Origin of the sequence: Sphingobacterium sp. SG20118 (genome assembly GCF_044740685.1) — a bacterium.
Classification (GTDB): domain Bacteria; phylum Bacteroidota; class Bacteroidia; order Sphingobacteriales; family Sphingobacteriaceae; genus Sphingobacterium.
In genome coordinates this window covers 2,986,584-3,010,701 of record NZ_CP172826.1, presented here as the reverse complement: position 1 = coordinate 3,010,701, position 24,118 = coordinate 2,986,584, and the positions used below count along the sequence as shown (strand labels likewise).

Here is a 24,118-nt window from a genome sequence, read left to right as displayed (position 1 = left end):
TTAGTTATCTTCTAGTATTTAATCTTCTTTTTTTACTTCTGGAGCTGGCTGATTGAATTTGTAAAAAATTAATCGTACACCAGAGTTCTTTGTGAAGAATTTCACAGTCCAATTGATAAAGGTAACAACTTTGTTTCTAAATCCAAAAATAGACATTAAATGGACAAACATCCACACAATCCAACCAAAGAATCCATTGAAGTGAATTTTACCCATATCAACAACTGCTTTAGCACGGCCTATTGTTGCCATTGAACCTTTGTCAAAGTAAGAGAATTTTTCTGTAGATTGATTATTCATCACATTGCAGATATGCTGAGCAACATATTTACCCTGTTGTTGTGCTACAGGAGCCACACCAGGTAAACCCCGTGGTAATTCATCCGTAATAAAAGCTGATACATCACCGATAGCGTAGACATTCTCCATGTCTAATACACGGCATTGATCATCAGTTTGAATACGATTTCCTCGCTGGATGTTTTCTTTTTTGAAGCCCTCTGGAAACTGACCAGCAACTCCAGCTCCCCAAATTACAGTCTTTGTTTCAATCGCGCTACCGTCTCCGAAAGAAATTGCAGTGCCATCAAAGCCAGTAACAGAAACGTTTAATAATATTTTAACACCTAAAGCTTTTAAGTATTTTTCAGAATCTTCAGAGGATTTAGCCGATAGATTCGCCAAGACTTTACTTTGACCTTCAACTAAGTACACATTCATTTCTTCCTTGCGCAATTCAGGATAATCTTTTTCAAGAATATTATTTTTGATTTCAGCAATTGCACCAGAAAGCTCAACACCCGTGGGACCACCGCCAACTATTACAAAGTTTAAGAATGGCTTACGCTCTTCTGGATTTTCAATTTGAACAGCTTTTTCAAGATTTTGTAAGACATAACTCCGAATGTTTAACGCTTCTTGAATACTTTTCATAGGCAGAGCATATTTTGCAATCTGCTGATTTCCGAAGAAATTTGTAGTAGCACCCGTAGCCACAATTAAATAATCATATTCAAAATCACCGATATCCGTTTGAACCGTCTTATTGGAAGAGTCAATGTGATTTACACTTGCTATTCTGAAACTAAAATTTTCCTGAGACTTGAACATCTTACGTATAGGAAATGAGATAGAATCTGCAGATAATGTACCTGTAGCAACTTGATACATTAAAGGTTGGAATGTATGAAAATTATTTTTATCTAATAATAATACCTCTACATTCTTATTTTTTAACTTTTTAGCAACTTCAATTCCTCCAAAACCTGCACCAATTATGATAACTTTTGGGAATTTTCTATCTGAACGATTGCTTAGCATATTATTTGAAATTTATATAAAATATTCGGAAAATTGTAATCCTGCTGCAAATATCTTAATTTTTCATTCAAAAAACTAAAATATCTTTATATATAGTTGCTTTTTATTGTCATTTTTGCTCAAAAAATGCTCTTCTATTGTTTTGTTACGTTTATTAAGTGTTGTTAATCAGTAATTTGTAAAGCAGATTAATTGCATAGATTATTAATGTGTTTTTTTGTTGTTTGAAAAATTTGGGTGTAAAAAGTACACTTTGTTATTGTAATGCTCCCTTTATTTTGATTTTTAAGCCATCATTTTCATTCTTTAACCACAGTTGGCAAGCTAATCTACTATCATCATCGGCATCAGGCAGCGTGTCAAGCATATCCAATTCTTGCTCCTGTGGTTCTGAAAGATTTTCTGCGCCAGATTTTATCTGTACATGACATGTGGCACATAATGCTATACCACCGCAAGTTGCCAATACTTCATAATTAGTAGCCTTTAGTAATTCCATGAGCGATAAGTTCATGTCTGTTGGCACTTCAATTTTCTGTGTACTACCATCTCGGTCTTCAATTTCTATTTCAATAATATTTTCCATGGTTAAAAAGTATTGATTCCATTTACAGTTGTATATTTAAAACTCAATTTCTGATCGGGGTATACGAATTTGAAGGCACTTTGAGCCATTAATGCAGCTTCGTGGTACCCACATAATATCAATTTTAATTTACCCGGGTATGTATTAATATCCCCAATAGCGTATATACGTGCTACATTAGTCGAGTAGTCCATTGTATTCACCTCAATCGCATTCTTGTCTATATTTAAACCCCAGTTTGCGATAGGGCCTAATTTTGGTGTTAGACCAAATAGCGGGATGAAATAATCTGCCTCCATTTTGATTTCTTCTCTTTGTTTATTAATTGCTATTACATGAGATAAAAAATCTGATCCGTGCACATCTGCAAGATTATGGGACAATAATAAATTGATTGCCCCTTGTTGAGCAAGTTCATATACTTTGTCTGCAGAATCTGGTGCACCTCTAAAAGAGTCACTTCTGTGGATCAAAGTAAGCTCTTTTGCAATTCCTGACAAATAGATTGTCCAATCCAGTGCAGAGTCACCACCACCAGCAATAATAATTTTTTTATCACGATATTCTTCAGGATTTTTGACCATATAATCAACACCCTTTCTTTCATATTTGGCTAAATTGGCAAGTTCAGGCTTTCGAGGTTCAAAACAGCCCAATCCTCCTGCTATAACAACAACTTGACAGTGGATACGTGTTCCTTCAGAGCTTACAACGATGTAGGAACCATCTTCTTGTTTTTCTAAACCCTCAACCCGTTCGCCAAGCGTAAATGTGGGATGGAATGGTTCAATTTGCTTCATCTGATTGTCAACCAACTCTTGAGCACGAATAGTGGGGTACCCAGGTATATCATAAATCGGCTTATGCGGATATATTTCGGATAATTGACCACCAACTTGAGGAAGAATATCAATTAGATGACACCTCATTTTTAATAATCCTGCTTCAAATACAGCAAATAAACCCACAGGTCCAGCACCTATGATACATATGTCCGTTATAATCATATCAATTTTAATTACTTAAATTTTTATAAATTTTGTCCAATATACGTGTGAATGCATTAAAATCTTCGTCAGTCAAATTTTCCCATGCCTTCATTCTAATGCTTGAAACAATAGGGGAGAATGCTTCGACTTTTTTTTGACCATCATCTGTTAAATGTAAATAGAGACCACGGCGATCAGATGGATGGACAACTCGTTCTGTTAATCCTTTCTTGATTAATAAATCAACAATTCGTGTTAGTGTAGGTTGATCTTTACAACATTTCTCAGCAAGTTCTTTTTGCAGGAGATTATCATTCTCGTAAAGTGTTTTCAGGATTGTCCATTGATCCACAGTGATGTCAAATTCGTTTTCTGAAAATGAATTTTGTGCGAATTGCTTCACTTTTTTTGCTGTTCGCTCTAAAATGAATGAGTATTTATTGAATTTTCCGTCTTGCATATTAATATTTGTTGCAATAATATTTCGTACAACAAATATAGTGATTATAATACTTAGTGCAACAAGTAAAATAGTGAATTTATTGTAAAATAAAAAAGGCTTTCAGATTTAATCTGAAAGCCTTTTTTATTAATGATTTTTAATTTTATGGTGTCACTGGTTCTGCTTTTTTAGGAGCGCTTGCCAAGTGTTTTCCTTTACTCAAATCGTATACTGCAGGAGCAGCAAGGAATATTGAAGAGTATGTACCTACAATAATACCAATTAAGATAGCGAAAGAGAAACCTCTGATAACCTCACCACCGAAAATGAATAATACCGCCAAAACGAATATTACTGTTAATGAAGTGATAACTGTTCTACTCAATGTTGTGTTAATGGCATGGTTGATTGTTTCACCAAAGTCTTTACTCAATGCATTTGGTTTATTAACATCTTCACGAATACGGTCAAATACAACTACTGTATCATTTACCGAATAGCCCAAGACCGTTAAAATAGCTGCAATAAAATGTTGATCAATATCTAATGAGAATGGAACGATACCATCTAGAATAGAGAACAGACCTAACACAATAATCGCATCGTGTACAGTTGCAATTGCAGCACCTATAGAATATTGCCATTTATGGAAACGGACTAATATATAAACCGCTATGATTAATAAGGCAAAAATCGTCGCATAGATTGATCTTGCTTTCATATCAGTAGCAATGCTCGGACCCACTTTTTGAGAAGAAAGAATCTCATGTTTGTTTCCGCCATCAACTTTAGATAAGCCTTCATTCAATTTAGTCAAGACATCTTTATCAGCCTCGTCCGAAGTCTCATCAATATGATACGTTGTTGTTATACGAAGTTGGTTCGCTGCTCCAAATACCTTAACCTCAGTTGTTTTTTGAAAAATATCATCTAAGTTTTGGCGAACCGCTTCCAAATCAACAGGTCTTTCGTAACGGATAGTGTACGTACGACCTCCTTGAAAATCCACACCTTGACTGAATCCTTTAATAAAGATGGATGCAAAACAAGCAATAACAACAACAATTGAAACGATATAAAATCCTTTTCTTTTCTTAATGAATTGAAAGTTCGCATTCTGCAATGTCTTCGCGGACCAAGGGAAGGAAACTTTAATTTTCATATCACGTTCCAGCATCCACTCAAAAATAATTCGAGTCAGGAAGATACTAGTGAATAATGATGTGATAATACCTACCATTAATGTAGTCGCAAATCCTAAAATTGGACCTGTTCCGAAGAAGAATAACACCAAACCTACTAAGAAAGTTGTGATTTGTGAATCTAAGATAGAGGGTAATGCATTTTTATAACCATCTGCAACAGCTTGACGGATGGATTTTCCTCCAGCCAATTCTTCACGTATACGTTCATAAATTAAGACGTTTGCGTCGACGGCTGTACCCATTGTCAATACGATACCCGCAATACCAGGTAAGGTCAGCACTGCATTCAGTGATGCGAGTACCCCCATGATAAAGAATACGTTTACAAGAACCGCTATGTTTGCTACCAAGCCTGCGGTATTGTAATAAGCTATCATGAACACAAGAACAAGAACAATACCTATAACTGCTGAATTCACACCAGAATCAATAGCAGATTGTCCTAAAGTAGGACCTACAATTGCCTCTTCTACGATTTTAGCTGTTGTTGGTAGACGACCTGCTTTCAATACGTTAGCTAAATCTTTTGTGTCTTCAACGGTGAATGAACCTGAGATGGATGAATTACCACCTGCAATTTCTTCAGATACACCCGGCGCCGAGTATACCACATTGTCAAGGACAATCGCTATAGATTGCTGGCTTTGTGCAGCCTTAGCTGTGATTTTTTTCCACTCACGTGCCCCTTCGTTGTTCATTTGCATAGAAACAACAGGCTCATTTCTTTCATTAAACTCGTCACGTGCATTTACAATAACATCACCCGTTAAAACAGGTCCATTATCTACACCTGCAGGTCTTACTGCATATAGCGAAAGGAGATTAGGCGTTTTAGCCTCAGGCTTTACTGACCATAATAACCTTAAATTTCCAGGGATAATCGATTTAACTTCTGGTCTACTTAAGTAAGCATTTACTTTCGCTGTATCTTTCAGCTCTGCACTACCCACCATAGCTCCAGGCATTAAAGCCATTTGTTGATTTTCACCCATATAAACTGCGGGTCTCAAAACATCAAACAATGGATTTTCTTGTGATAATTTAGCGGCAGCACTATCTTTTGTATTTTTATTGACACCAAGATTAGCCAATAAGTCATCACCGTTTTTAGTTGAATCTGTTGTTGCTTTATCATTTGTAGACGCTATTTTTAAGGTAGCTGATAAAGTCTTGTTAATATTTTCTAACAAAGGATAAACCTCTTGGTTACCATGAGTTTCGTAAAATTCTAACTTCGCAGAACCTTGTAATAATTTGCGAACACGTTGCTCATCATTAACACCCGGTAATTCAATTAGAATACGATTAGTCCCCTGTTGAATTTGAATGTTTGGAGAAGCGACTCCAAATTTGTCAATACGAGTACGAAGTACTTTGTATGAGTTTTGAATAGCATTATCAGCTTCTTTTTGTAAAAAAGATTCCAATTGTGCATCTGTGTCCCCCGCCTTGATTAAAGAAGCATTATCTTTAGTAGCGAAGTAAGTTGAAAGTGGAGTCGTATTGCCTGTAGCTTTATATTCCTCTATGAATAAATTTACTAAAGATTTTTGACTTGTTTTACCTTTCGAAATGGCAGCAGAAAGTGCTGCATTGAACTTCTCGTCTTTAGGATTATCCGCTAAGTTACGAATCAACTCATCGATTGAGATTTCCATCGTAACGTTCATACCCCCTTTTAAATCAAGACCTAAAGCAAGTTCTTGTGCTTTAGCTTCTCTATAGGTGTATTTAGCAAAACCTAAATTGTAAACAACCTCGCCAGCGATAGAGTCTAGGTACGATTTTTCACGTGCCATATCTCCTTGTGCATAATTCTCAGCATCACGCTCAACTTTGCGGGTTACAAAAGTGAATGATAGGGCGTATAGACATGCTATTGATACCGCTATCACCAAAAATTTAATCAGCCCTTTACCTTGCATCGTCTGTTTTTAGTGTATTAGTTTGATATTATTGATATAATTGATAACTCATTCTTGTTTGAAAATTATAATTCCTCAAGAATGCCAAAGGTATAAAAATTTTGTAAAATGGAAAGCTTTATTTGATTAAGCTTATGATAAAAAGCGATTAAATTACGGTGTATAAGATATTGTCAATTATTCCCATAAAAAAAGCCTCCCTTTTGGGAGGCTTTTTTTATGCAAAATGCAGTTATGTTTATCTCAACGTATATTTAATACCGAATGAAAAAGTCGATGCGTCAAAGTCATTACCATGGTTTAATCTCCAATCCGGTTTCCAATCTGCATGAAGACCGATAGGAGCTGCAGGAATTTTAAATTCTAAACCTAATTGAGGGCGTAGTGCTACAAAAGTTATATTGTCACCTGCATCAATAAATGATAATTGTGCACCTACACCTGCATACCAACCTAAACCATTAGTACCAGAAAATGGTCTTGCATGTTGCCAATCAGCTCCAATAGCGACCACGTTATCATCGAACATAATTTGCGCTTGACCATTGTTTGCACCACCCATAGATTGTTTATACTGAACACCCCATAAATCACCTGCTGTACCGTCAAATACAACACCGATAGCAGCGCGTTGTGGTGATTGTGCTTTTGCCTCTTGTGCTCCTAGAGCTAATAAAGTAAAAGCGGCCACTGAGAGTAATACTTTTTTCATAATATGTGTTTTTTTAAAATTCAATTTAGAAAACATATGCAAATAACCTGCCAAAAGTTCTAAAAAGAGCTTTGCGGCATTATAAATTGGTATGGTGTGGCGAATTGTAATGAAGTTAATATAATGAGAACGAGATGTTAAGTTCATGTTACAATAATCATTTAAATGTAATTAGTGAAATTAATTTTCAGTTTTCATTAATAATTCTTAATTTTGCCTGGCAAATAGAAACCCCAATACATATTTGCCATGCAATTAGATCCACAAAAATTCGTAGCAGAAGGACTTACCTACGACGACGTATTATTAATTCCAGCTTATTCTGAAGTATTACCACGTGATGTCGATACAAGTACTTTCTTGACAAAAAAAATCAAATTAAATATTCCATTAGTTTCTGCGGCTATGGATACGGTGACGGGTGCTGATTTAGCTATTGCGATTGCACAAGCCGGCGGTATTGGTATGTTACATAAAAACATGACGATTGCAGAACAAGCTGCTGAAGTGCGAAAAGTAAAGCGCTCAGAAAGCGGTATGATTCAAGATCCCGTTACTTTATTGCAATCAGCGACCGTAGGAGATGCTTTCAAGATTATGAAAGATCATAAAATTGGAGGTATTCCCGTAATTGATGAGAATGGTAAATTAGTAGGGATTGTTACTAATCGCGATTTACGCTTTCAAAAGGTAATGAGTCAACCAATCGCATCGTTGATGACTAAGGATAACTTAGTTATTGCTCCAGAGGGTACTGATTTAGTAAAAGCAGAAGAAATTTTACAAAATCATAAAATAGAAAAACTTCCTGTTGTTAATCGTGAGGGTGTACTAAAAGGCCTCATCACATTTAAGGATATCCAAAAATATAAGCATTATCCAAATGCCGCTAAAGACACGCACGGACGACTATTGGTTGGCGGAGCAGTTGGTGTTACGCCCGACACATTAGAGCGCGTAGAAGCGCTCGTAAAGGCTGGGGTGGACGTTATTACTATTGATACAGCTCACGGCCACTCAAAAGGTGTAATTGAAAAGTTGAAATTGGTTAAAGCTACTTTTCCGGACTTACAAGTTATCGTTGGAAATATTGCTACAGGTGCGGCGGCGAAAGCTTTAGCAGAAGCAGGTGCTGATGCCGTGAAAGTAGGTATTGGACCAGGTTCGATTTGTACAACTCGTATCATTGCGGGTGTAGGCGTTCCGCAGTTGTACGCGATTTACGAAGTAGCAAAAGCTTTAAAAGGTACAGGTGTTCCTTTAATTGCAGACGGTGGTATTAAACAGACGGGTGATATTGCTAAAGCAATTGCTGCTGGTGCTTATACCATTATGGCTGGTTCATTATTCGCTGGTGTTGAGGAAGCTCCTGGTGAAACCATTATCTATGAAGGACGTAAATTCAAATCATACCGTGGAATGGGTTCTATAGAAGCTATGGAAAAAGGATCTAAAGACCGTTACTTCCAAGATGTGGAGGATGATATCAAGAAATTAGTTCCAGAAGGAATTGTTGGACGTGTTCCATATAAAGGAACTTTGGCAGAAGTTGTATATCAATATATGGGCGGATTAAAAGCATCAATGGGTTATTGTGGAGCTGCGACTATTGAGAAGTTGCAAGAAGCACAATTTGTTCGTATTACAGGTGCTGGATTACGTGAATCACACCCACATAACATATCGATTACGAAAGAAGCTCCTAATTACAATAGTAGAGGATAATTCAAAAATGAATCATAATAAAGGGTCACTCTATTTTTTGGAGTGACCTTTTATTATGATTATAATTCATCAGTTTTTTTCCTGAGGTAATGATAGATTTCAATCTGCGAACGACAAGGTTCTTTGTCGTTTTCAACGTAGTGGTTGTTAAGTTCGTTATTCAGAATACGTGCTTTCACATTATCTCGTAATTGAATCTGTAGCATATCCTTAATCTCATCTCTAATTTTTTTACTGTTAATTTTTACAGCTGCCTCGACACGGTGATCTAGATTTCTTGACATCCAATCCGCAGACGATATATAAATTACTTCTTTTCCAGAAGAATAGAAATACATCACTCGAGCGTGCTCTAAGAACTCATCTACAATACTGATGGCATTGATTGCCTTTTTAAATTTTGGTTGATTAGTTGCACAATAAATCCCTCTTACGATCAGGTCGACCTGAACACCAATTTCAGCAGCTTCATAAAGTTTTTTTATCAAAATTCTGTCACTGAGAGAATTTACTTTCAATATGACACGTCCTTTTCTACCCGCTTTAACTTCCTCGATTTCCTTATCGATGTAATGAGCAATTCCATTACGCATATCGGTGGGGCAGACGAGCAGGCTACTACAATTTTTAATGACTTCATGGGGATTGCTTTTTGGTTTTTTGAGAAAATGGAAAATTTTGTTGATATCAGCCATAACACTTCTATTGCTCGTAAGAAGACAGTAATCACCGTAAAGTTTCGCTGTTTTCTCGTTTATATTCCCAGTACTGACAAAGCCATATTGAATTGTTTTATTACCCACCCTTTTTTTTATGATACAGAGTTTAGCATGAATTTTTTTATTAGGCACGCCTGTTAAAACTCGAATGCCTTCCAGCTCGAGCTTTTCCTTCCAGAATAGATTATTCTCTTCATCAAATCTAGCTTGGAGCTCGAGCATGACCGTTACATCTTTACCATTTCTTGCAGCATTGATCAAAGCATTAACGATTTTACTGTTCGTAGCAAGTCGGTAAGCTGTGATTTGAATCGTTCTAACGTCGGGGTCCATCGCGGCCTCACGCAGCAGGTCAATGACTGGGCGAAAGGTGTGATAAGGAAATGATAATAAAATATCCTTTTTGATGATGATATCCGTTATCCGTTGCGTTTTATTAAGCTGTGGATGCGTAAATGCTGGATTCGTAATAGGAAGGATAGGTTGTTTAAAGACATTTGGAAAGTCCATAAAATGTTTGAAATTGTGGATTTTTTGACCGGGTATAATATTATCCTTTTTTGTCAACTGCAACTTCTTAATTAAAAACTCTACTAGTCTAGCATCCATTTCCTTGTCGAAAATGAACCTTGTTGTTTTACCCTTTCTTCGGTTTTTGACTCCTTTTGATATTTTTTCAGCTAATGTGGTATTGATATCATTATCGATGTCAAATTCAGCATCTTTTGTGATTTTGAAGACATGAGCGTCGAATTCGTCGAAATCGAAATATGAAAAAATGTAAGGAAGATTAAATTTAATAATATCTTCTAATAAAATAATGTGCTTTTCTTTAGCTGAAGCCGGTAATATAACAAAGCGGCCATTTAACGTAGTTGGGATTTCAATAATGGCAAATCGGGTTTCATATTCCCATTCTTTTTTTCGCATCGATATGCCTAAATAGAGACTTTTATCCCGTAGGTAGGGCATAGGACGGTTATCATCTAACAATAAGGGTATGACATTAGATTCAATTTCTTCAAAATAGAAATTTTTCACAAACTCTTTTTGCTTCGGATTTAATTGATAAGCGTCTTTCATATAGACATGCTGTTTAGCCATCTCTTTTTGTATCAGCGTCCAAATGCTATCAAACTTTTTTTGCTGTTTACTAACGATAGTATTGACCTCATCAAGTATTATCTGAGGGTCCTCAAAAAAAGATGAATTAGCTTCTTTATCTTTAATATCGATTGCACGCTTTAACCCTGGTATCCGTACTCTAAAAAATTCATCTAGGTTGTTAGAAAAAATCCCTAAGAATTTTATTTTAGAAGGTAGAGGTACTGTTTCATCAGCAGCTTCTTGCAATACCCTACTATTAAAACTTAACCAGCTGACATCTCTAGGAATGAATTTTCGAGCCATATTCTTTAATACTTCTTTAATGTAATGAGCTTCAAATGTAAATTTACTTACTTAATGTATTGTTTAAATAACATTAAATAATTGTTAAATATAACCACACTGACAATTGTTTGAACGCCTCTTTTGTGACTTAGGAATGTGATAAAATCTGCGCATATCATGATAACGTCAATCGACAACAAAAAAGAGAATACATAAAGTATTCTCTTTAAACTTAGATAAATTTGCTCAGATATGCAATATAATTACATCGATATAAAAGTAAATTTATTCTTTTGTCATTGTTTTAATATAGGTATTCAAGAATGCTCTGCAATTATTGTTGGAACATTTGACTTCATTAGGTATTATAGCAGCTTATTATTTATCCATTCCTGATTTCTTTGAAATTTGGATAGCATGAAACTGGTTTCCATCATAATGTGGAGCTTCTAAAGTAAGTGAAGTGGGGTACGGAGCATGCTGATCAAAAAAGTAAGCTGTAGTTGTACTTCCATAATCATTTACAGGAAGTAGGTCTAGACATGCCTTATAATCTGCTTCGGTTGGGTTGCCGACAGAAATTGCGTAAATGCGTATAATGCCACCTTTATTTTGCTCATTTCGAACAAAAGCAACTTCCTTAAAATTGCCAGGAAGATCTTCGATACTCTTTTGTGTAAACGAATCCTTAAACATGAATGCTAGAATTGCAAGAATGGGGACAATGATAAGCCAGATTCTTTTATTTTTTTTCATCAGAATATAATTATGTATTGTTGTTCATTTTTTATGAAACACATGAATAATTTTCAGTTATTTCATGAAGATAGTTTTTCAAAGACCGGATATTGGTATTTGAAAGTGCAGTAGCGACCATCGTTATTTCAATCCAGCTTGCGATGTATGATTAAGGCAGAAGCCGTTAAAATCATCCCGACTAAAGTGAGATTGTAACTCCTAGTAGTTTATAAAACTCTTTCAGTATTGCTTGATGACCAGGCCAAGCTGGAGAAGTAACCAGATTTCCATCAATAATAGCTTGATCAGCAGGTATGTTTTTCCATGTTCCTCCAGCCAATTCAATATCAGGTCCCACGGCTACATAAGCTGTCAATGTTCGTCCCTGAAGTACTTTTGCTGCAGTCAAGACTTGGATGCCATGACAGATGGCAGCAACAGGTTTATTACTGTCAAAAAAATGTTTCGTGATTTCCAGTACACGTTTATTTAGACGGATATATTCGGCAGAACGACCACCAGCAATGTAAAGACCATCATAATCATCAACCTGGATACTATCGAAATCTTTATTGATTGTAAAGTTGTGACCACGTAATTCTTTATAGGTTTGGTCTCCAGTGAAGTCATGCACTGCCGTAGGAATGACGTCACCTTTTTTACGGTCAGGTGCGACTGCATCAACATCAATACCTATTGCACCCATAGCCTGAAAAGGAACCATTGCTTCATAGTCCTCTACGTAGTCACCGACAAGTAATAATATTTTCTTCGCCATAATCTTATTTTTTTAATAGTTCCAAGTTACAAAAAAAGTCATAGTGATCTATGACTTTTTTTGTAAAGAAATGATTAAGTCAATAAAGGGAACTTTTCTTTTAAAGTACGTTTAGTTGCACGAACCTTAGCTTCCAATTTACTTCTATATGTGATGTTTGTAACACCTTTTCCTGACTCGAAGTTATTCCCAAATTCTGGTAAAGAGAATGAGTCCAATATTTCAGCACCATCCCAAGCAATTCTATTTACAGCTGTAGTCAATACCGTAGAGCCACCCATAGGGCCTGGGCTGGTTGCTAATAAAAAAACTGGTTTGCCATTAAATGTTTTACGGCCCGCAATTCTTGAAACCCAATCAATAATGTTTTTATAACCAACATTGTATGAACCATTATATTCTGCAATTGAAATCAATAGAAAATCAGATGCATCAATCTTTGCTGCAAAATCTAATGCCAACTGCGGAATACCAGATTCTAGCTCTCTGTCTATTGAATACAAGGGCATTTCGTAGTCATTTAGATCTAAAATATCGATAATATCGTCTTCTTCTTTATAATATTTAGAAACTGAGGTAACGAATGTTTTGTTAATTGAATTTCTGCTATTACTAGCAGCAAATGCTAATATTTTCATTGTATATGTTAATTTTGATGTTCAAACGTACAATAATATTTTTAAGACAATGTCAAAATAATGTTTGAAACCTTTAAAAGTGATGTTTTATTGATCTAGGTCAAGATTAAAACGTTCGTACATACCCAAAAAACCAGTTAAGCCTCCAGTGTGAATGATTAAAATGCGGGCGTCTTGCTTAAAATAGTTTTTGGCAATTAAATCGTTAATAGCAAAAAAAAGCTTGCCCGTATAGGTTGGTTCAATCATAATGCCTGTATTGGAAACGAATTTTTCGACAAACTGTAGCAGTTCATGTTTTGTTTTGGCATATCCGCCGAAGTGATATTCAGTATGCAGGGTAACAGGTTTACTATTGGGGTGTATTTTTTGAATTTCATCTTGAATAAATCCCCCGCCTTTTAGAACAGGGATACCATGTACTTCGGTCTTTAATCCAGATATGGTGACAGCTTGCTGAATTCCTGCAACAGTTGTTCCTGTGCCACAAGCACAGAAAATATGGTCATATGTTTCATTCAAGGAAGTAATTATTTCTTCACAACCTTTTGAGCCGAGAGCTCCATGGCCGCCCTCATCTATAAAATATGCCTGTGAATCGCGTCCAAAGTGTGTGTTAAAAAGAAATCTTTTATCTTTATAATCTACGCGATTTATATAGATAAGGTTCATTCCAAATAACCTGCACATAGCAATAAGGGGGTTATTAATACCTTCTTCGCTTCGTAAGAATGCAGTCGTTTTAAAACCGAATGTTGCACCAGCACATGCTGTTGCTAAGATATGATTAGACCAGGCACCACCGAAAGTAACCAAATGCTTTTTGTTTTGTGCTAAAGCCTCCTCAACGTTGAATTTTAATTTTCGCCATTTATTCCCAGAAATAAAGGGATGAATCATATCATCGCGCTTTACACTGACATGAATAGACTTATTTTGCCAATTTGGTAGGCTGATTTTCTGCTCGGGACTATAAAAATTAAAAGATATCATACACTTTGTTTACAAAGTTAGTAGAAATTGTATGAATTAGGTTATTTTTGTACGATGGCTGAAAATTTAGAGTTACAAGAGCAAGATGATCAAGAGTTATTTGAGCATTTGCGTATAGAGGTAGATAAAGGACAAGCGTTACTGCGAATCGATAAATTCTTGATGAATAGAGTAGAGAATGCTTCTCGAAATAAGATTCAGGCGGCTATTGAAGCAGAGTCCGTATTAGTAAATGAGAAGCCTATAAAGGCAAGTTACAAAGTGAGACCCCTTGATGTCATCACTATGGTTTCTGCCGGATCCTCCAAGAGATACTGAAGTTTATCCTGAAGATATTCCTTTGGATATTATTTTTGAAGATAATGATGTATTGATCGTTAATAAAGAATCAGGGATGGTCGTTCATCCTGGTTTTAATAATTATTCAGGAACATTGGTAAATGCTTTGACACATCATATCCAACAATTACCACAGCTGCCAGGCAACTCGGATCGTCCTGGTTTAGTGCATAGAATTGATAAAGACACGTCAGGTTTACTTGTGATTGCAAAGAATGAAAAGTCCATGACTCACTTGGCGAAGCAATTTTATGATCATAGTATCACTCGGAAATACATCGCATTAGTGTGGGGAGATATCAAAGAAGATGGTACGGTAACAGGCTATATTGGACGTCACCAAAAAGACAGACGTATTATGGCTATGTATGATAGTGAGGCAAATGGACGATGGTCAGTCACTCATTATCGTGTTTTGGAGCGATTAGGTTATGTCACATTAATAGAATGTCAATTAGAAACGGGGAGAACACATCAAATCCGTGCACATATGCAATCTATTGGACACCCATTATTTAATGATGCCATGTATGGCGGAGATAAAATTATTAAAGGCACAGTTTTCACAAAATATAAACAATTTGTAGAAAATTGCTTTAAGATATTGCCAAGGCAAGCTCTTCATGCCCAAGTGATCGGATTTATACACCCTACTTCAAAAGAAAATAGTAAATTTGAAGTACCATTACCAGAAGATTTTCGTTTAGGACTAGAGAAGTGGCGTCACTATGCTGCTTTATCGAAACCAACGGGTGAATAATACTTATACTTAGATGCCAAAAACATATATCAATTTTAACGGTAACATTGTACCTGAAGAACAAGAAATTTTCTCTATCGAGAATAGAGCAGTACGTTACGGCGATGGCTTGTTTGAGACGATGCTCTTTAAGGATGGTGAAATTAGGTTTTTAAATTTTCATTTAGAACGGTTACAGAAGGGTATGATTGCATTACACTTTGACGATGTCAATTTGTTTGATGAATTTTTCTTTCGTTCAAAAGTAGAGGAACTGATACGTAAAAATAATATGGTCGGGCAGCTTGTGCGTATTCGACTTACAGTTTTTAGAAATGGAGGCGGTTTATACAGTCCTAACTCTAATAAACCTTCTTACGTTTTTCAAGTATCGAGGCCAGAGCCTAATCTCAAAGATAAGAAAGTGGGATTGATTGTAGATTTATATACAGAGTATAAAAAGCCTTTTAGTGACTTATCAAAGATAAAGTCATTAAATTCGCAAATTTATGTCTTAGCGGGTATCCACAAGAAAAAAATGGGTTTTGATGATGTGCTTTTGCTAAACCAAGAAGGTTTTTTATGTGAGGCATTGAGTTCTAATATTTTTGTACATTATGAAAAAACTTTATATACACCAGCAATATCTGAAGGATGTATAGAGGGTGTTATGCGTAGAGTCGTAATCGATATGGCGATAGATGAAGGATTAGAAGTGGTAGAAGCGCAAATTAGTCCACAGATTATGAAGGAAGCCGAAGAAATATTTTTGACCAATGCAGTTCAAGGTGTACAGTGGGTCATGGGTTATAAACAAAAGAGATATTTCAATAAGATTTCTAGAATTTTACAAAATAAATTATTAGGATGGAATTATAACGAGTCCGAATAGTTGAAGAACAAAAATGAAAAAGCTCCTAAGGATATAAAATTCTTTAGGAGCTTTTGCGTTTATAACGTTTTGTATTGAAATTTCGACAAGTCAAGTAATGATGGAATGAAGAACATGATAAAAAACAAGCGTTCTAGAACATGTTAATTACTGTTTTTTCATTTTATTCTTCTTCACCAGTAGGTAGGATATATATAGAAGAACAACCCAAATTGGTATAAGCTCAACGGGTACTTTCATTCCTGTTATCCACATGATAACTAAAACTGCGAGTAGAAATAGAATGCATATATAATTACTGATGGGAAATAAAAAAGAAGGAAATTTTGTTTTGATTTCCCGTTTTATTTTATCTTTTTTAAAGAAAAAATGCGTTACTGTAATCATCACCCAGTTTATAATCAATGAAGAAACGACCAAAGACATGAGAATTTCCAATGCATTTTCAGGTATAATTTTATTGATTAATACACAAATTGCAGCGAATAAGGCTGAAACTAAAATGGCATTGACAGGTACATGATTCTTACTTAATTTATGTAAGAATTTTGGTGCATTTCCTTGACTAGCTAATCCATATAGCATGCGGCTATTGCTGTATACACTACTATTATAAACAGAGAGAGCGGCTGTTAATACGATTAGATTTAAAACATTCGCGATTAAACTTGTCACGTAGACTGTCTTCCCAAAGAAGGAAAACTGAAAACTTTTCAAAGATTCAAACACTGTAACAAAGGGACTCGTTTCAGCAGTTATGTTCTGCCAAGGAGATAATGAAAATAAAACGACTAAAGCACCTACATAAAAGATAAGAATTCTGTAGATTACCTGATTGGTCGCCTTTGGGATGTTTTTCTCTGGGTTTTCAGCTTCAGCGGCAGTAATGCCTACTAGTTCCAAGCCACCAAATGAGAACATAATCAAGGCAATAGCAGCAAGAAGACCTTCATATTTACCATCAGTACCTTGAGATAACCAACCTTTGGGGAAGAATCCACCATTATTGTATAGGTTACTTATTGACGAATCTGGATTTCCCGTACCACTAATAAGCAAATAAGAGCCAAATAAGATCATAGCAATAATTGCAGCAACTTTTACTATCGAAAACCAAAATTCGGCTTCTCCATAGACTTTTACAGAAGCTAAATTTATCGCATTAATAATAAAAAAGAATATTAAGCTCGATGTCCATAGCGGAATTTCAGGCCACCAAAATTGGACATAAAAGCCTATAGCTGTTAATTCAGCCATACTGACTAATATATATAATACCCAATAATTCCAACCGGAGGCATAACCTGCAAATGAACCGAGATATTTGTTGGCAAAAAAACTGAAACTTCCTGATACAGGTTCTTCCACGACCATTTCGCCCAGTTGGCGCATAATAAAAAAGGCAATGATACCCGCTATTGCATAGCCTAAAATTACAGAAGGGCCAGCTAGAATAGCGGCCTTACCTATGCCTAGAAATAGTCCTGTTCCAATCGCACCGCCTAGGGCAATTAATTGAATGTGTCGATTTTGGAGACCTCTTTTTAATTCGTTATTTTCTTTTGGAGTTTGATCCACGTATGAGTTTTTTAAAGTTAATATACGGGCTAATATTTAGATAGAGCTAATATAGTATTTTATCTATAGAAATAGGATGTTTAGGACAGGTTATAACAGACATTAAGAAAAACCATATGTATCAATTAAATCTATATTTGTCCTTTGTCAATAAAATTATAGCATCTATCACACCCTGAAAGGAAGATAAAAACCGTTGACATATTAAATGAACAACGGTTTTTGTATTAATGAGAAGGTGGAAGCTAAGCGCTAGAAGCTAACGCGGCCAACCTCTATTATGAGTTACTTTTATTATTAATCGGAGCCTTGTTCATATCACAACCACAGCCCTTACCACAAGTTTTCTTCCCGCTAAAGGAAGCTCGCATGGTCTTTGAAAAGTAGATGATGGCCACAATAATGATTGCTCCAACGATAATATATTGAATAATTAAATTCGTCATAATATTTTATTTTAGAGTTTGATATGCGATTAAAGCCGCAATATAGGCAAGACCCGTCATAAATCCTGTTTGAATCAAAGTCCACTTCCAAGAAGCCGTTTCTTTCTTTACAATTGCAATTGTACTCATACATTGCATTGCAAAAGCGTAAAATAGCAAGAGAGAAACACCTGAAGCTAAATTGTAAGCAGGTAAACCAGTATTCTTGTTAACCTCAGCTCTCATTTTACTCAAGATTGTTCTTTTCGAGGCATCATCTTCAATATCAGCATCGTCACCAATACTATATACTGTAGCCATTGTACCAACAAAAACTTCACGTGCGGCAAATGAAGAAATTAAACCAATTCCCATTTTCCAATCATAGCCCAAAGGCTCTACAATAGGCTCAATTACCATGCCTAGATAGCCTAAATAAGAGTGTTCCACTTTATATGAAGAAATTTCATGACTTAAGTCTTCTTCAGATAAAGTAGGATTATTTTGAGTAACGATTTCTTCTGCATTTTTAAATTTATCACCAGGACCAAAACTTCCTAATGCCCAAAGTATGACAGAAATTGCTAAAATTATCTTACCAGCTCCAAATACAAAGCTTGATGACTTATCCCAAACATTTAAGAGTAAATTTTTCCAATCGGGGAATTTGTATGTCGGTAATTCAAAAATTAAGAAAGACTTATGTTTTGTTTTAATTATTTTATTGAGTAACCATGCCGAACCCAGTGCGGCTAAAATACCTAAAATATAAAGGGCAAATAGAATAATACCCTGAATATTGAAACCTAGAAAGGTACTTTCTGGTATTACTAAGCCGATGATAACAATATAGATTGGTAGACGAGCAGAACAGGTCATGAATGGTGTAACCAACATGGTCACTAAGCGCTCTTTACTGTTTTCAATATTTCGTGCAGACATAACAGCAGGAACTGCACAGGCAACACCAGATATAAGCGGGATGACCGACTTTCCGTTCAAACCAAAGGGACGTAACCAACGGTCCATAAGAAATACAACACGACTCATATAGCCCGTTTCTTCCATCAATGAAATGAAAATATACAGAATAACAATTTGCGGAACAAAAATTACAATACCACCGATACCTTTGATGATACCGTTTGATAATAAGTCAGGTAGGGGGCCTGCTGGTAGCACACTTTGCACATAGGCCGCTAAATCTCCAAATTGCGTATCAATGAAATCCATAGCTGGGCCAGACCAATTGTAGATACCTTGAAATATTAAAAACAGAACTCCAAAGAATATTATGTAGCCTAATATGGGGTGTAGTAAAATTTTATCAATTGCATTTGTTATGCTTTTCAAACCTGAATCTTTTGAAATTATGGAGCTTAGCGATTGTTCTAAGTTCTTATTTCTTTGGATTGACTCTTCTTTTTGAAGGATCTGTGGCGTGATTTTATGTTTTCCCCTAATATTCTCTAGCTTATCATTTGTCTCTTTTGAGAAGAACTCGATATTTCCTTTAGCTAAATATTGCCATGTATTGTATTCACTCTCTAATGGGAAAAGCTTTTTTGCCTCTGCAAGTGCCAAAGCATGCTGCTCAGGAATGTCAAAGTTTCCGATATATATGGGAGGTATTGAATCGAAAGCCGAAATTAATTTATCAATTCCTACGCCAGTTCGCGCATTTGTTTGAAAAATTCTTGTCTTTAATAAAGATTCAAGTTTTGAGATATCAATATGTATACCTTTCGTTGTTGCCTCATCTATCATATTGATAACGAAAATGGCAGGTAACCCCAGTTCTCTAGCTTGTTGGTAAAGAATGATAGACCTTTTTAAGTTGGATGGTTCTCCGACTACAACGATTAAGTTTGGTTTCAGTTTATTATTTTGATCCACCAAAGTATTGAATACCACCTCTTCATCCAAGGAGCTCGGAAATAAAGTATAGGTACCTGGTAAATCGATGATCTTGTAGGTTTTATTATTTGCTGTTAGCGAGCCCTCGCGTTTTTCAACCGTTATACCAGGATAATTTCCAACTTTCTGGTTGAGTTTGGTAATACGATTAAACAAGGATGTTTTACCCACATTTGGATTACCCAAAAGTGCAATAATAGGATTGTTCATTTATTTTGGATCGATAATGATTACTTTGGCTTCAGATTTTCTGATAGCAATCAATGAGTTACTAGCAATTATATTCAGACAGATCGGACCATTTAGAGGAGCAATATGTTTGACTTCAATTTCAGTTCCAGGCAGGAACCCCATTTCATAAAACTTAGCAGGAATTTCGTTCGAATTCAAATCCACTATTACCGCCTTCTCTCCCTTTTTTAGCTTGTCTAAACTAGATTTATCGCGCATTATTTATCTTATTATGTAATTCTCAAATATAGGGATTTTATCTGATTTAGAATGATTCTAATGTAATTCTTATGTATTTATGATAAATATGTGATATATTTAAATTATGAAAATTGATGAAGCCATACAAGTGAAAAAATTTAGTACAGAGTGGCAGCGTGCCACGGTTAACCTACTGTACACAAGTAATTGGGTCACTGCCGTTTTGGAAAAAAGGGCAGAGCAGAAGCAAATAACTTTACGTCAATTCAATGTTCTTCGCATATTACGAGGGCAATTTCCAAATCCTGTTACCAATAATTTAATTAAATCTCGAATGTTGACGAATACGCCAGATATTTCCAGATTAATAGACCGCTTAGTCTTAAAAGGATTGGTCGATCGTTGTAAATCTAACGCAGATAAACGAGCTGTAAATCTCTTGATTACAGAAACAGGACTTCAGGTTTTGGAAGAATTAGAACAAGATATGCTCTTGAGTGATATGCTGCCAAATCATCTTACCGAATCAGATTGTAAGCTATTAAATGAACTCCTTGACAAATTCCGAGGAGGTTTAGAATCCGACGTTAAAAACTTTTAATGATCATGGTCATGACTGTGATCATGATTGTGATTGATCTCTTGGCTATCTGAAGATGGATGACTATGGTCATGTCCATCGAATAAGAAATTCATCAATGCAATCGCAACACCAACAAAGACGGCTATCATTTTCTTTTTATTGAATTTATGGTGGTCAGCAGATCCTGACTCGAATAAAATCGTTGTTGATATATGTAGAAATATACCAATAACTACGGCCATAATCTTATCGAAATATTGATGAATATTACCAATTTCTCCGGTACTGATTGCTTTACTAAAAGAGAAACCTAGTGGAGTCATGGCTGCAAAGATTACTAAAAGGGTTGTAATCTTCTTTTTGGAAAGATGTGTGCTAATTAATAAACTTCCTAAAGCAAATGCTGCCGGAATATGATGAATTGCAATGCCAAAGACAAGCTCTGTTTGATGTGTCGCAGCCAATGGCATCCCTTCTAAGAATGCATGAAGACATAAACTAATCATGATTCCCATAGGAAAGGCATGTTGATGGCCTTCGTCTTGATGCAGATGCCCATGTTCAATTCCTTGTGAAAATTGCTCTAAGACAAGTTGAAACAAAAATCCTCCCAATACATATATACCTAAGACTTCAGCATCTGTAGTACGTGTTTGATATACGTGCGGTATGAGGTGTAATACAGTGATTGCGAATAAATATGCACCACTGAAAGATAATATTAATTTAAGTAAATTAGTATTATTCCTTTTGACAAAAAATACGGCTAAACCACTTGCTAATGCGGAGAAGAATAGAATACTGACTAAGATGATTGCGCTCATTTCGCTATTACGGGATTAAAGAATGTTGGCATGATTTTTTTAAAGATGTATCCGGTTGCAAGACCAATAAGGATGCCTAAAATGGCGCCACAGAGGATATCGAATGGATAGTGGACACCTACATAGATTTGGGATACCGAGATTAATGTAGCCCATGTAATACATAGCCACATCGCATGTTTCCATTTCCTTCTAAATAGAACGATCCAGAAAAATGCCAAAGCAAAATGATTGGTCGCATGGGAGGAGGTAAAGCTGAATCCAGAGCCACATCTTACTCGTATATTGACATCTTCTTTGAATTCGATGTCATTACAAGGTCTTACTCGTTTGACTGTTTTTTTTATCACATGTGACGATATAGCATCAGATGCACCGAATGTAGCAAGAGTCATTACGACAATCAGAATGCCTGTTTTACCATAAGTCTTAATGAAGAAAATCACTAAAAATAAGTATAATGGTGCCCAAGTATATGGATTACGTAAAATAGGAAGTAGCCAGTCAAAAACCGGATTACTTAATCCTTGGTTGATGGCTAAAAAAATTTCCTGATCTATATGTACAATTTGGTCAATCATTTTGATGCTTTTAAATTGAAATTATTTAAAGACAGATTTCTCTAATCTGATTTCAAATGTATAAATAATTTCAATTTGATGTTGATATATATGTAAAAGAAACAATGTTGCAACAAAAGTATGTTAATTATTTTAGAAAAGGAAGCTCTTTATTATAAATATTAGGACTATTGTCTTATTTTTACAGAATAAACGTAATTTAACATGACTTTAATTAAATCAATATCTGGTATTAGAGGTACCATTGGTGGTCGTTCTGGAGAAGGGTTGACTCCAATCGATATCGTGAAATTCACAGCAGCTTATGGTAAAATCATTGTGAAACAGACTGGCATCAATAAAATTGTTGTAGGTCGCGATGCTCGAGTTTCTGGTGAAATGGTCAGTAATTTGGTTATTGGTACATTACAAAGCATTGGTGTAGATGTAATTGATCTCGGTTTATCCACAACACCTACCGTTGAGATTGCAGTACCTAAGGAAAATGCAGGTGGGGGGATTATTTTAACTGCTTCTCATAACCCAGGACAATGGAATGCCCTGAAATTGTTAAATGCAAAGGGTGAATTTATCAATGATGAAGAAGGTAAAGAAGTATTAGCCTTGGGTGAAAGTTTAGATTTTGACTTTGCTGAATTTGATAACTTAGGTTCCGTAACGAAAGACACTAGTTATATGCAGAAGCATATAGACGATGTATTAGCACTAGATCTTGTTGATGTTGAAGCAATAAAAAATGCAAACTTCAAAATTGCAGTTGATGCTGTCAACAGTACTGGAGGTTTATTTATTCCAGCTTTGCTTAAAGCTTTAGGTGTCGAAACTATTTATACAATCCATTGTGAGCCGGACGGTCATTTTCAGCATAATCCTGAACCATTAAAAGAAAATCTAAGGGATCTTTCCAAAGCCGTATTAGATAATGGTGCCGATTTGGGAATTGCAGTAGATCCAGATGTAGACCGTTTGGTTTTCATGATGGAGGATGGAGATTTATTTGGAGAAGAGTATACCTTAGTAGCTGTAGCAGATTATATTTTACAACATACAAAAGGAAATACAGTCTCCAATTTATCATCAACTAGAGCTTTGCGTGATGTAACGGTGAAACATGGTGGTCAATATTTTGCAGCAGCAGTCGGAGAAGTGAATGTTGTGACTAAAATGAAAGAAGTAAATGCGGTGATTGGAGGAGAGGGTAATGGCGGTGTTATTTATCCAGCATCCCACTACGGACGTGATGCATTGGTGGGTGTTGCAATATTTTTAACGCATCTGGCGAAATTAGGTAAAAAAGTCTCTACATACAGAGCTGAGTTACCGCAATATTTCATGTCTAAAAACAAGATTACGCTAACCCCTGAATTGGATATCGATGACTTATTGGCCAAAATGCAGGAAAAATATAAAGATGAAGAACACTCCATTGTTGACGGATTGAAGATCGATTTTGAAAACGAATGGGTTCATTTACGGAAATCTAATACAGAACCTATTATTCGTATTTATTCCGAAGGTCCTACTGCAGAAGCTGCAGAAGCTATTGCGCAAAAAATAATGACAGAGATTGAAGCAATCACGAAGTAAGTATAAAAAGTAATAAAAATGGGCTAATCATGATAAGTGAATAGCCCATTTTTATTTCG

21 protein-coding genes and 1 pseudogene are annotated in these 24,118 nt (G+C 35.7%); 5 read left to right on the top strand and 17 right to left on the bottom strand.

All coding sequences use genetic code 11. From position 1 onward, the window contains the following. Nucleotides 1-18: 18 nt before the first annotated feature. The 6 genes from ACFX5U_RS14040 to ACFX5U_RS14015 form a co-directional block, all read right to left on the bottom strand. Nucleotides 19-1,320 carry an NAD(P)/FAD-dependent oxidoreductase gene (locus tag ACFX5U_RS14040; protein WP_400261100.1) on the bottom strand — a complete coding sequence of 434 codons (1,302 nt, stop codon included), beginning with the start codon at nucleotides 1,318-1,320 and terminating at the stop codon, nucleotides 19-21. Between the two features lie 256 nt (nucleotides 1,321-1,576). After that, nucleotides 1,577-1,906, bottom strand: a complete 330-nt coding sequence (locus tag ACFX5U_RS14035; RefSeq protein ID WP_400261099.1) for a 2Fe-2S iron-sulfur cluster-binding protein — start codon at nucleotides 1,904-1,906, stop codon at nucleotides 1,577-1,579. Between the two features lie 2 nt (nucleotides 1,907-1,908). Then, entirely contained in the window at nucleotides 1,909-2,913 is a 1,005-nt protein-coding gene (locus ACFX5U_RS14030) for an NAD(P)/FAD-dependent oxidoreductase (protein WP_400261098.1), read from the bottom strand. Nucleotides 2,914-2,920: 7 nt separating this feature from the next. After that, nucleotides 2,921-3,355, bottom strand: coding sequence for a MarR family winged helix-turn-helix transcriptional regulator (locus ACFX5U_RS14025; RefSeq protein ID WP_038699321.1), 435 nt, complete (start codon nucleotides 3,353-3,355; stop codon nucleotides 2,921-2,923). Nucleotides 3,356-3,500: 145 nt separating this feature from the next. Next, complete coding sequence (secDF, locus tag ACFX5U_RS14020) at nucleotides 3,501-6,467, bottom strand: protein translocase subunit SecDF (RefSeq protein WP_400261097.1); 2,967 nt, start codon at nucleotides 6,465-6,467, stop codon at nucleotides 3,501-3,503. 238 nt (nucleotides 6,468-6,705) lie between these two features. Then, entirely contained in the window at nucleotides 6,706-7,179 is a 474-nt protein-coding gene (locus ACFX5U_RS14015) for a hypothetical protein (protein ID WP_400261096.1), read from the bottom strand. Nucleotides 7,180-7,428: 249 nt separating this feature from the next. On the opposite strand from ACFX5U_RS14015, the gene guaB reads away from it, so the two are divergent. Then, the gene (gene guaB, locus ACFX5U_RS14010) at nucleotides 7,429-8,904 is read left to right on the top strand and encodes an IMP dehydrogenase (protein WP_280566580.1); all 1,476 of its coding nucleotides are present in this window, start codon (nucleotides 7,429-7,431) and stop codon (nucleotides 8,902-8,904) included. Between the two features lie 59 nt (nucleotides 8,905-8,963). Here guaB and ppk1 read toward each other — a convergent pair whose 3' ends face one another. From ppk1 to ACFX5U_RS13985, 5 genes are all read right to left on the bottom strand, one after another. Next, on the bottom strand, nucleotides 8,964-11,033 hold the full coding sequence (ppk1, locus tag ACFX5U_RS14005) for a polyphosphate kinase 1 (protein ID WP_400261095.1): 2,070 nt from the start codon (nucleotides 11,031-11,033) through the stop codon (nucleotides 8,964-8,966). A gap of 360 nt (nucleotides 11,034-11,393) precedes the next feature. Continuing rightward, entirely contained in the window at nucleotides 11,394-11,771 is a 378-nt protein-coding gene (locus tag ACFX5U_RS14000) for a hypothetical protein (RefSeq protein ID WP_038699313.1), read from the bottom strand. Nucleotides 11,772-11,952: 181 nt separating this feature from the next. Then, complete coding sequence (locus ACFX5U_RS13995; protein WP_400261094.1) at nucleotides 11,953-12,531, bottom strand: DJ-1/PfpI family protein; 579 nt, start codon at nucleotides 12,529-12,531, stop codon at nucleotides 11,953-11,955. 74 nt (nucleotides 12,532-12,605) lie between these two features. Beyond that, nucleotides 12,606-13,169 carry an NADPH-dependent FMN reductase gene (locus ACFX5U_RS13990; RefSeq protein WP_400261093.1) on the bottom strand — a complete coding sequence of 188 codons (564 nt, stop codon included), beginning with the start codon at nucleotides 13,167-13,169 and terminating at the stop codon, nucleotides 12,606-12,608. A gap of 87 nt (nucleotides 13,170-13,256) precedes the next feature. Beyond that, nucleotides 13,257-14,162 carry a 1-aminocyclopropane-1-carboxylate deaminase/D-cysteine desulfhydrase gene (locus ACFX5U_RS13985; protein WP_400261092.1) on the bottom strand — a complete coding sequence of 302 codons (906 nt, stop codon included), beginning with the start codon at nucleotides 14,160-14,162 and terminating at the stop codon, nucleotides 13,257-13,259. A 54-nt stretch (nucleotides 14,163-14,216) separates the two neighbouring features. On the opposite strand from ACFX5U_RS13985, the pseudogene ACFX5U_RS13980 reads away from it, so the two are divergent. Next, nucleotides 14,217-15,261, top strand: a pseudogene (locus ACFX5U_RS13980) (RluA family pseudouridine synthase). A gap of 13 nt (nucleotides 15,262-15,274) precedes the next feature. Beyond that, nucleotides 15,275-16,132, top strand: coding sequence for an aminotransferase class IV (locus ACFX5U_RS13975; protein ID WP_400261091.1), 858 nt, complete (start codon nucleotides 15,275-15,277; stop codon nucleotides 16,130-16,132). Nucleotides 16,133-16,279: 147 nt separating this feature from the next. On the opposite strand, the gene ACFX5U_RS13970 is transcribed toward ACFX5U_RS13975, so the two are convergent. The 4 genes from ACFX5U_RS13970 to ACFX5U_RS13955 form a co-directional block, all read right to left on the bottom strand. Next, nucleotides 16,280-17,710, bottom strand: coding sequence for an amino acid permease (locus ACFX5U_RS13970; RefSeq protein WP_400261090.1), 1,431 nt, complete (start codon nucleotides 17,708-17,710; stop codon nucleotides 16,280-16,282). Between the two features lie 278 nt (nucleotides 17,711-17,988). Next, entirely contained in the window at nucleotides 17,989-18,156 is a 168-nt protein-coding gene (locus ACFX5U_RS13965) for a hypothetical protein (protein ID WP_158500300.1), read from the bottom strand. 6 nt (nucleotides 18,157-18,162) lie between these two features. Continuing rightward, the gene (gene feoB, locus ACFX5U_RS13960) at nucleotides 18,163-20,262 is read right to left on the bottom strand and encodes a ferrous iron transport protein B (RefSeq protein ID WP_280566603.1); all 2,100 of its coding nucleotides are present in this window, start codon (nucleotides 20,260-20,262) and stop codon (nucleotides 18,163-18,165) included. Next, nucleotides 20,263-20,502: a ferrous iron transport protein A gene (locus tag ACFX5U_RS13955; protein WP_400261089.1), complete on the bottom strand. Its 240-nt coding sequence runs from the start codon at nucleotides 20,500-20,502 to the stop codon at nucleotides 20,263-20,265. Nucleotides 20,503-20,608: 106 nt separating this feature from the next. On the opposite strand from ACFX5U_RS13955, the gene ACFX5U_RS13950 reads away from it, so the two are divergent. Continuing rightward, on the top strand, nucleotides 20,609-21,085 hold the full coding sequence (locus ACFX5U_RS13950; RefSeq protein ID WP_038699295.1) for a MarR family winged helix-turn-helix transcriptional regulator: 477 nt from the start codon (nucleotides 20,609-20,611) through the stop codon (nucleotides 21,083-21,085). On the opposite strand, the gene ACFX5U_RS13945 is transcribed toward ACFX5U_RS13950, so the two are convergent. Continuing rightward, nucleotides 21,082-21,891, bottom strand: coding sequence for a ZIP family metal transporter (locus tag ACFX5U_RS13945; protein ID WP_081918391.1), 810 nt, complete (start codon nucleotides 21,889-21,891; stop codon nucleotides 21,082-21,084). The two genes, ACFX5U_RS13950 and ACFX5U_RS13945, sit on opposite strands and share 4 nt — an antisense overlap. Beyond that, nucleotides 21,888-22,472 (bottom strand): phosphatase PAP2 family protein, encoded by a 585-nt coding sequence (locus ACFX5U_RS13940; RefSeq protein WP_038699293.1) that lies wholly within the window; start codon nucleotides 22,470-22,472, stop codon nucleotides 21,888-21,890. The genes ACFX5U_RS13945 and ACFX5U_RS13940 overlap by 4 nt, the downstream gene beginning before the upstream one ends. Nucleotides 22,473-22,676: 204 nt before the next feature. Here ACFX5U_RS13940 and glmM point away from each other — a divergent pair, with 204 nt between their 5' ends. Continuing rightward, nucleotides 22,677-24,059 carry a phosphoglucosamine mutase gene (gene glmM, locus ACFX5U_RS13935; RefSeq protein WP_038699291.1) on the top strand — a complete coding sequence of 461 codons (1,383 nt, stop codon included), beginning with the start codon at nucleotides 22,677-22,679 and terminating at the stop codon, nucleotides 24,057-24,059. Nucleotides 24,060-24,118: the final 59 nt, after the last annotated feature.

Bases quoted from the DNA above. Each gene is read 5' to 3' on its own strand.
- ACFX5U_RS14040 (WP_400261100.1), bottom strand. From the start codon at position 1,320: ATGCTAAGCAATCGTTCAGATAGAAAATTCCCAAAAGTTATCATAATT.
- ACFX5U_RS14035 (WP_400261099.1), bottom strand. From the start codon at position 1,906: ATGGAAAATATTATTGAAATAGAAATTGAAGACCGAGATGGTAGTACA.
- ACFX5U_RS14030 (WP_400261098.1), bottom strand. From the start codon at position 2,913: ATGATTATAACGGACATATGTATCATAGGTGCTGGACCTGTGGGTTTA.
- ACFX5U_RS14025 (WP_038699321.1), bottom strand. From the start codon at position 3,355: ATGCAAGACGGAAAATTCAATAAATACTCATTCATTTTAGAGCGAACA.
- secDF (WP_400261097.1), bottom strand. From the start codon at position 6,467: ATGCAAGGTAAAGGGCTGATTAAATTTTTGGTGATAGCGGTATCAATA.
- ACFX5U_RS14015 (WP_400261096.1), bottom strand. From the start codon at position 7,179: ATGAAAAAAGTATTACTCTCAGTGGCCGCTTTTACTTTATTAGCTCTA.
- guaB (WP_280566580.1), top strand. From the start codon at position 7,429: ATGCAATTAGATCCACAAAAATTCGTAGCAGAAGGACTTACCTACGAC.
- ppk1 (WP_400261095.1), bottom strand. From the start codon at position 11,033: ATGGCTCGAAAATTCATTCCTAGAGATGTCAGCTGGTTAAGTTTTAAT.
- ACFX5U_RS14000 (WP_038699313.1), bottom strand. From the start codon at position 11,771: ATGAAAAAAAATAAAAGAATCTGGCTTATCATTGTCCCCATTCTTGCA.
- ACFX5U_RS13995 (WP_400261094.1), bottom strand. From the start codon at position 12,531: ATGGCGAAGAAAATATTATTACTTGTCGGTGACTACGTAGAGGACTAT.
- ACFX5U_RS13990 (WP_400261093.1), bottom strand. From the start codon at position 13,169: ATGAAAATATTAGCATTTGCTGCTAGTAATAGCAGAAATTCAATTAAC.
- ACFX5U_RS13985 (WP_400261092.1), bottom strand. From the start codon at position 14,162: ATGATATCTTTTAATTTTTATAGTCCCGAGCAGAAAATCAGCCTACCA.
- ACFX5U_RS13975 (WP_400261091.1), top strand. From the start codon at position 15,275: ATGCCAAAAACATATATCAATTTTAACGGTAACATTGTACCTGAAGAA.
- ACFX5U_RS13965 (WP_158500300.1), bottom strand. From the start codon at position 18,156: ATGACGAATTTAATTATTCAATATATTATCGTTGGAGCAATCATTATT.
- feoB (WP_280566603.1), bottom strand. From the start codon at position 20,262: ATGAACAATCCTATTATTGCACTTTTGGGTAATCCAAATGTGGGTAAA.
- ACFX5U_RS13955 (WP_400261089.1), bottom strand. From the start codon at position 20,502: ATGCGCGATAAATCTAGTTTAGACAAGCTAAAAAAGGGAGAGAAGGCG.
- ACFX5U_RS13950 (WP_038699295.1), top strand. From the start codon at position 20,609: ATGAAAATTGATGAAGCCATACAAGTGAAAAAATTTAGTACAGAGTGG.
- ACFX5U_RS13945 (WP_081918391.1), bottom strand. From the start codon at position 21,891: ATGAGCGCAATCATCTTAGTCAGTATTCTATTCTTCTCCGCATTAGCA.
- ACFX5U_RS13940 (WP_038699293.1), bottom strand. From the start codon at position 22,472: ATGATTGACCAAATTGTACATATAGATCAGGAAATTTTTTTAGCCATC.
- glmM (WP_038699291.1), top strand. From the start codon at position 22,677: ATGACTTTAATTAAATCAATATCTGGTATTAGAGGTACCATTGGTGGT.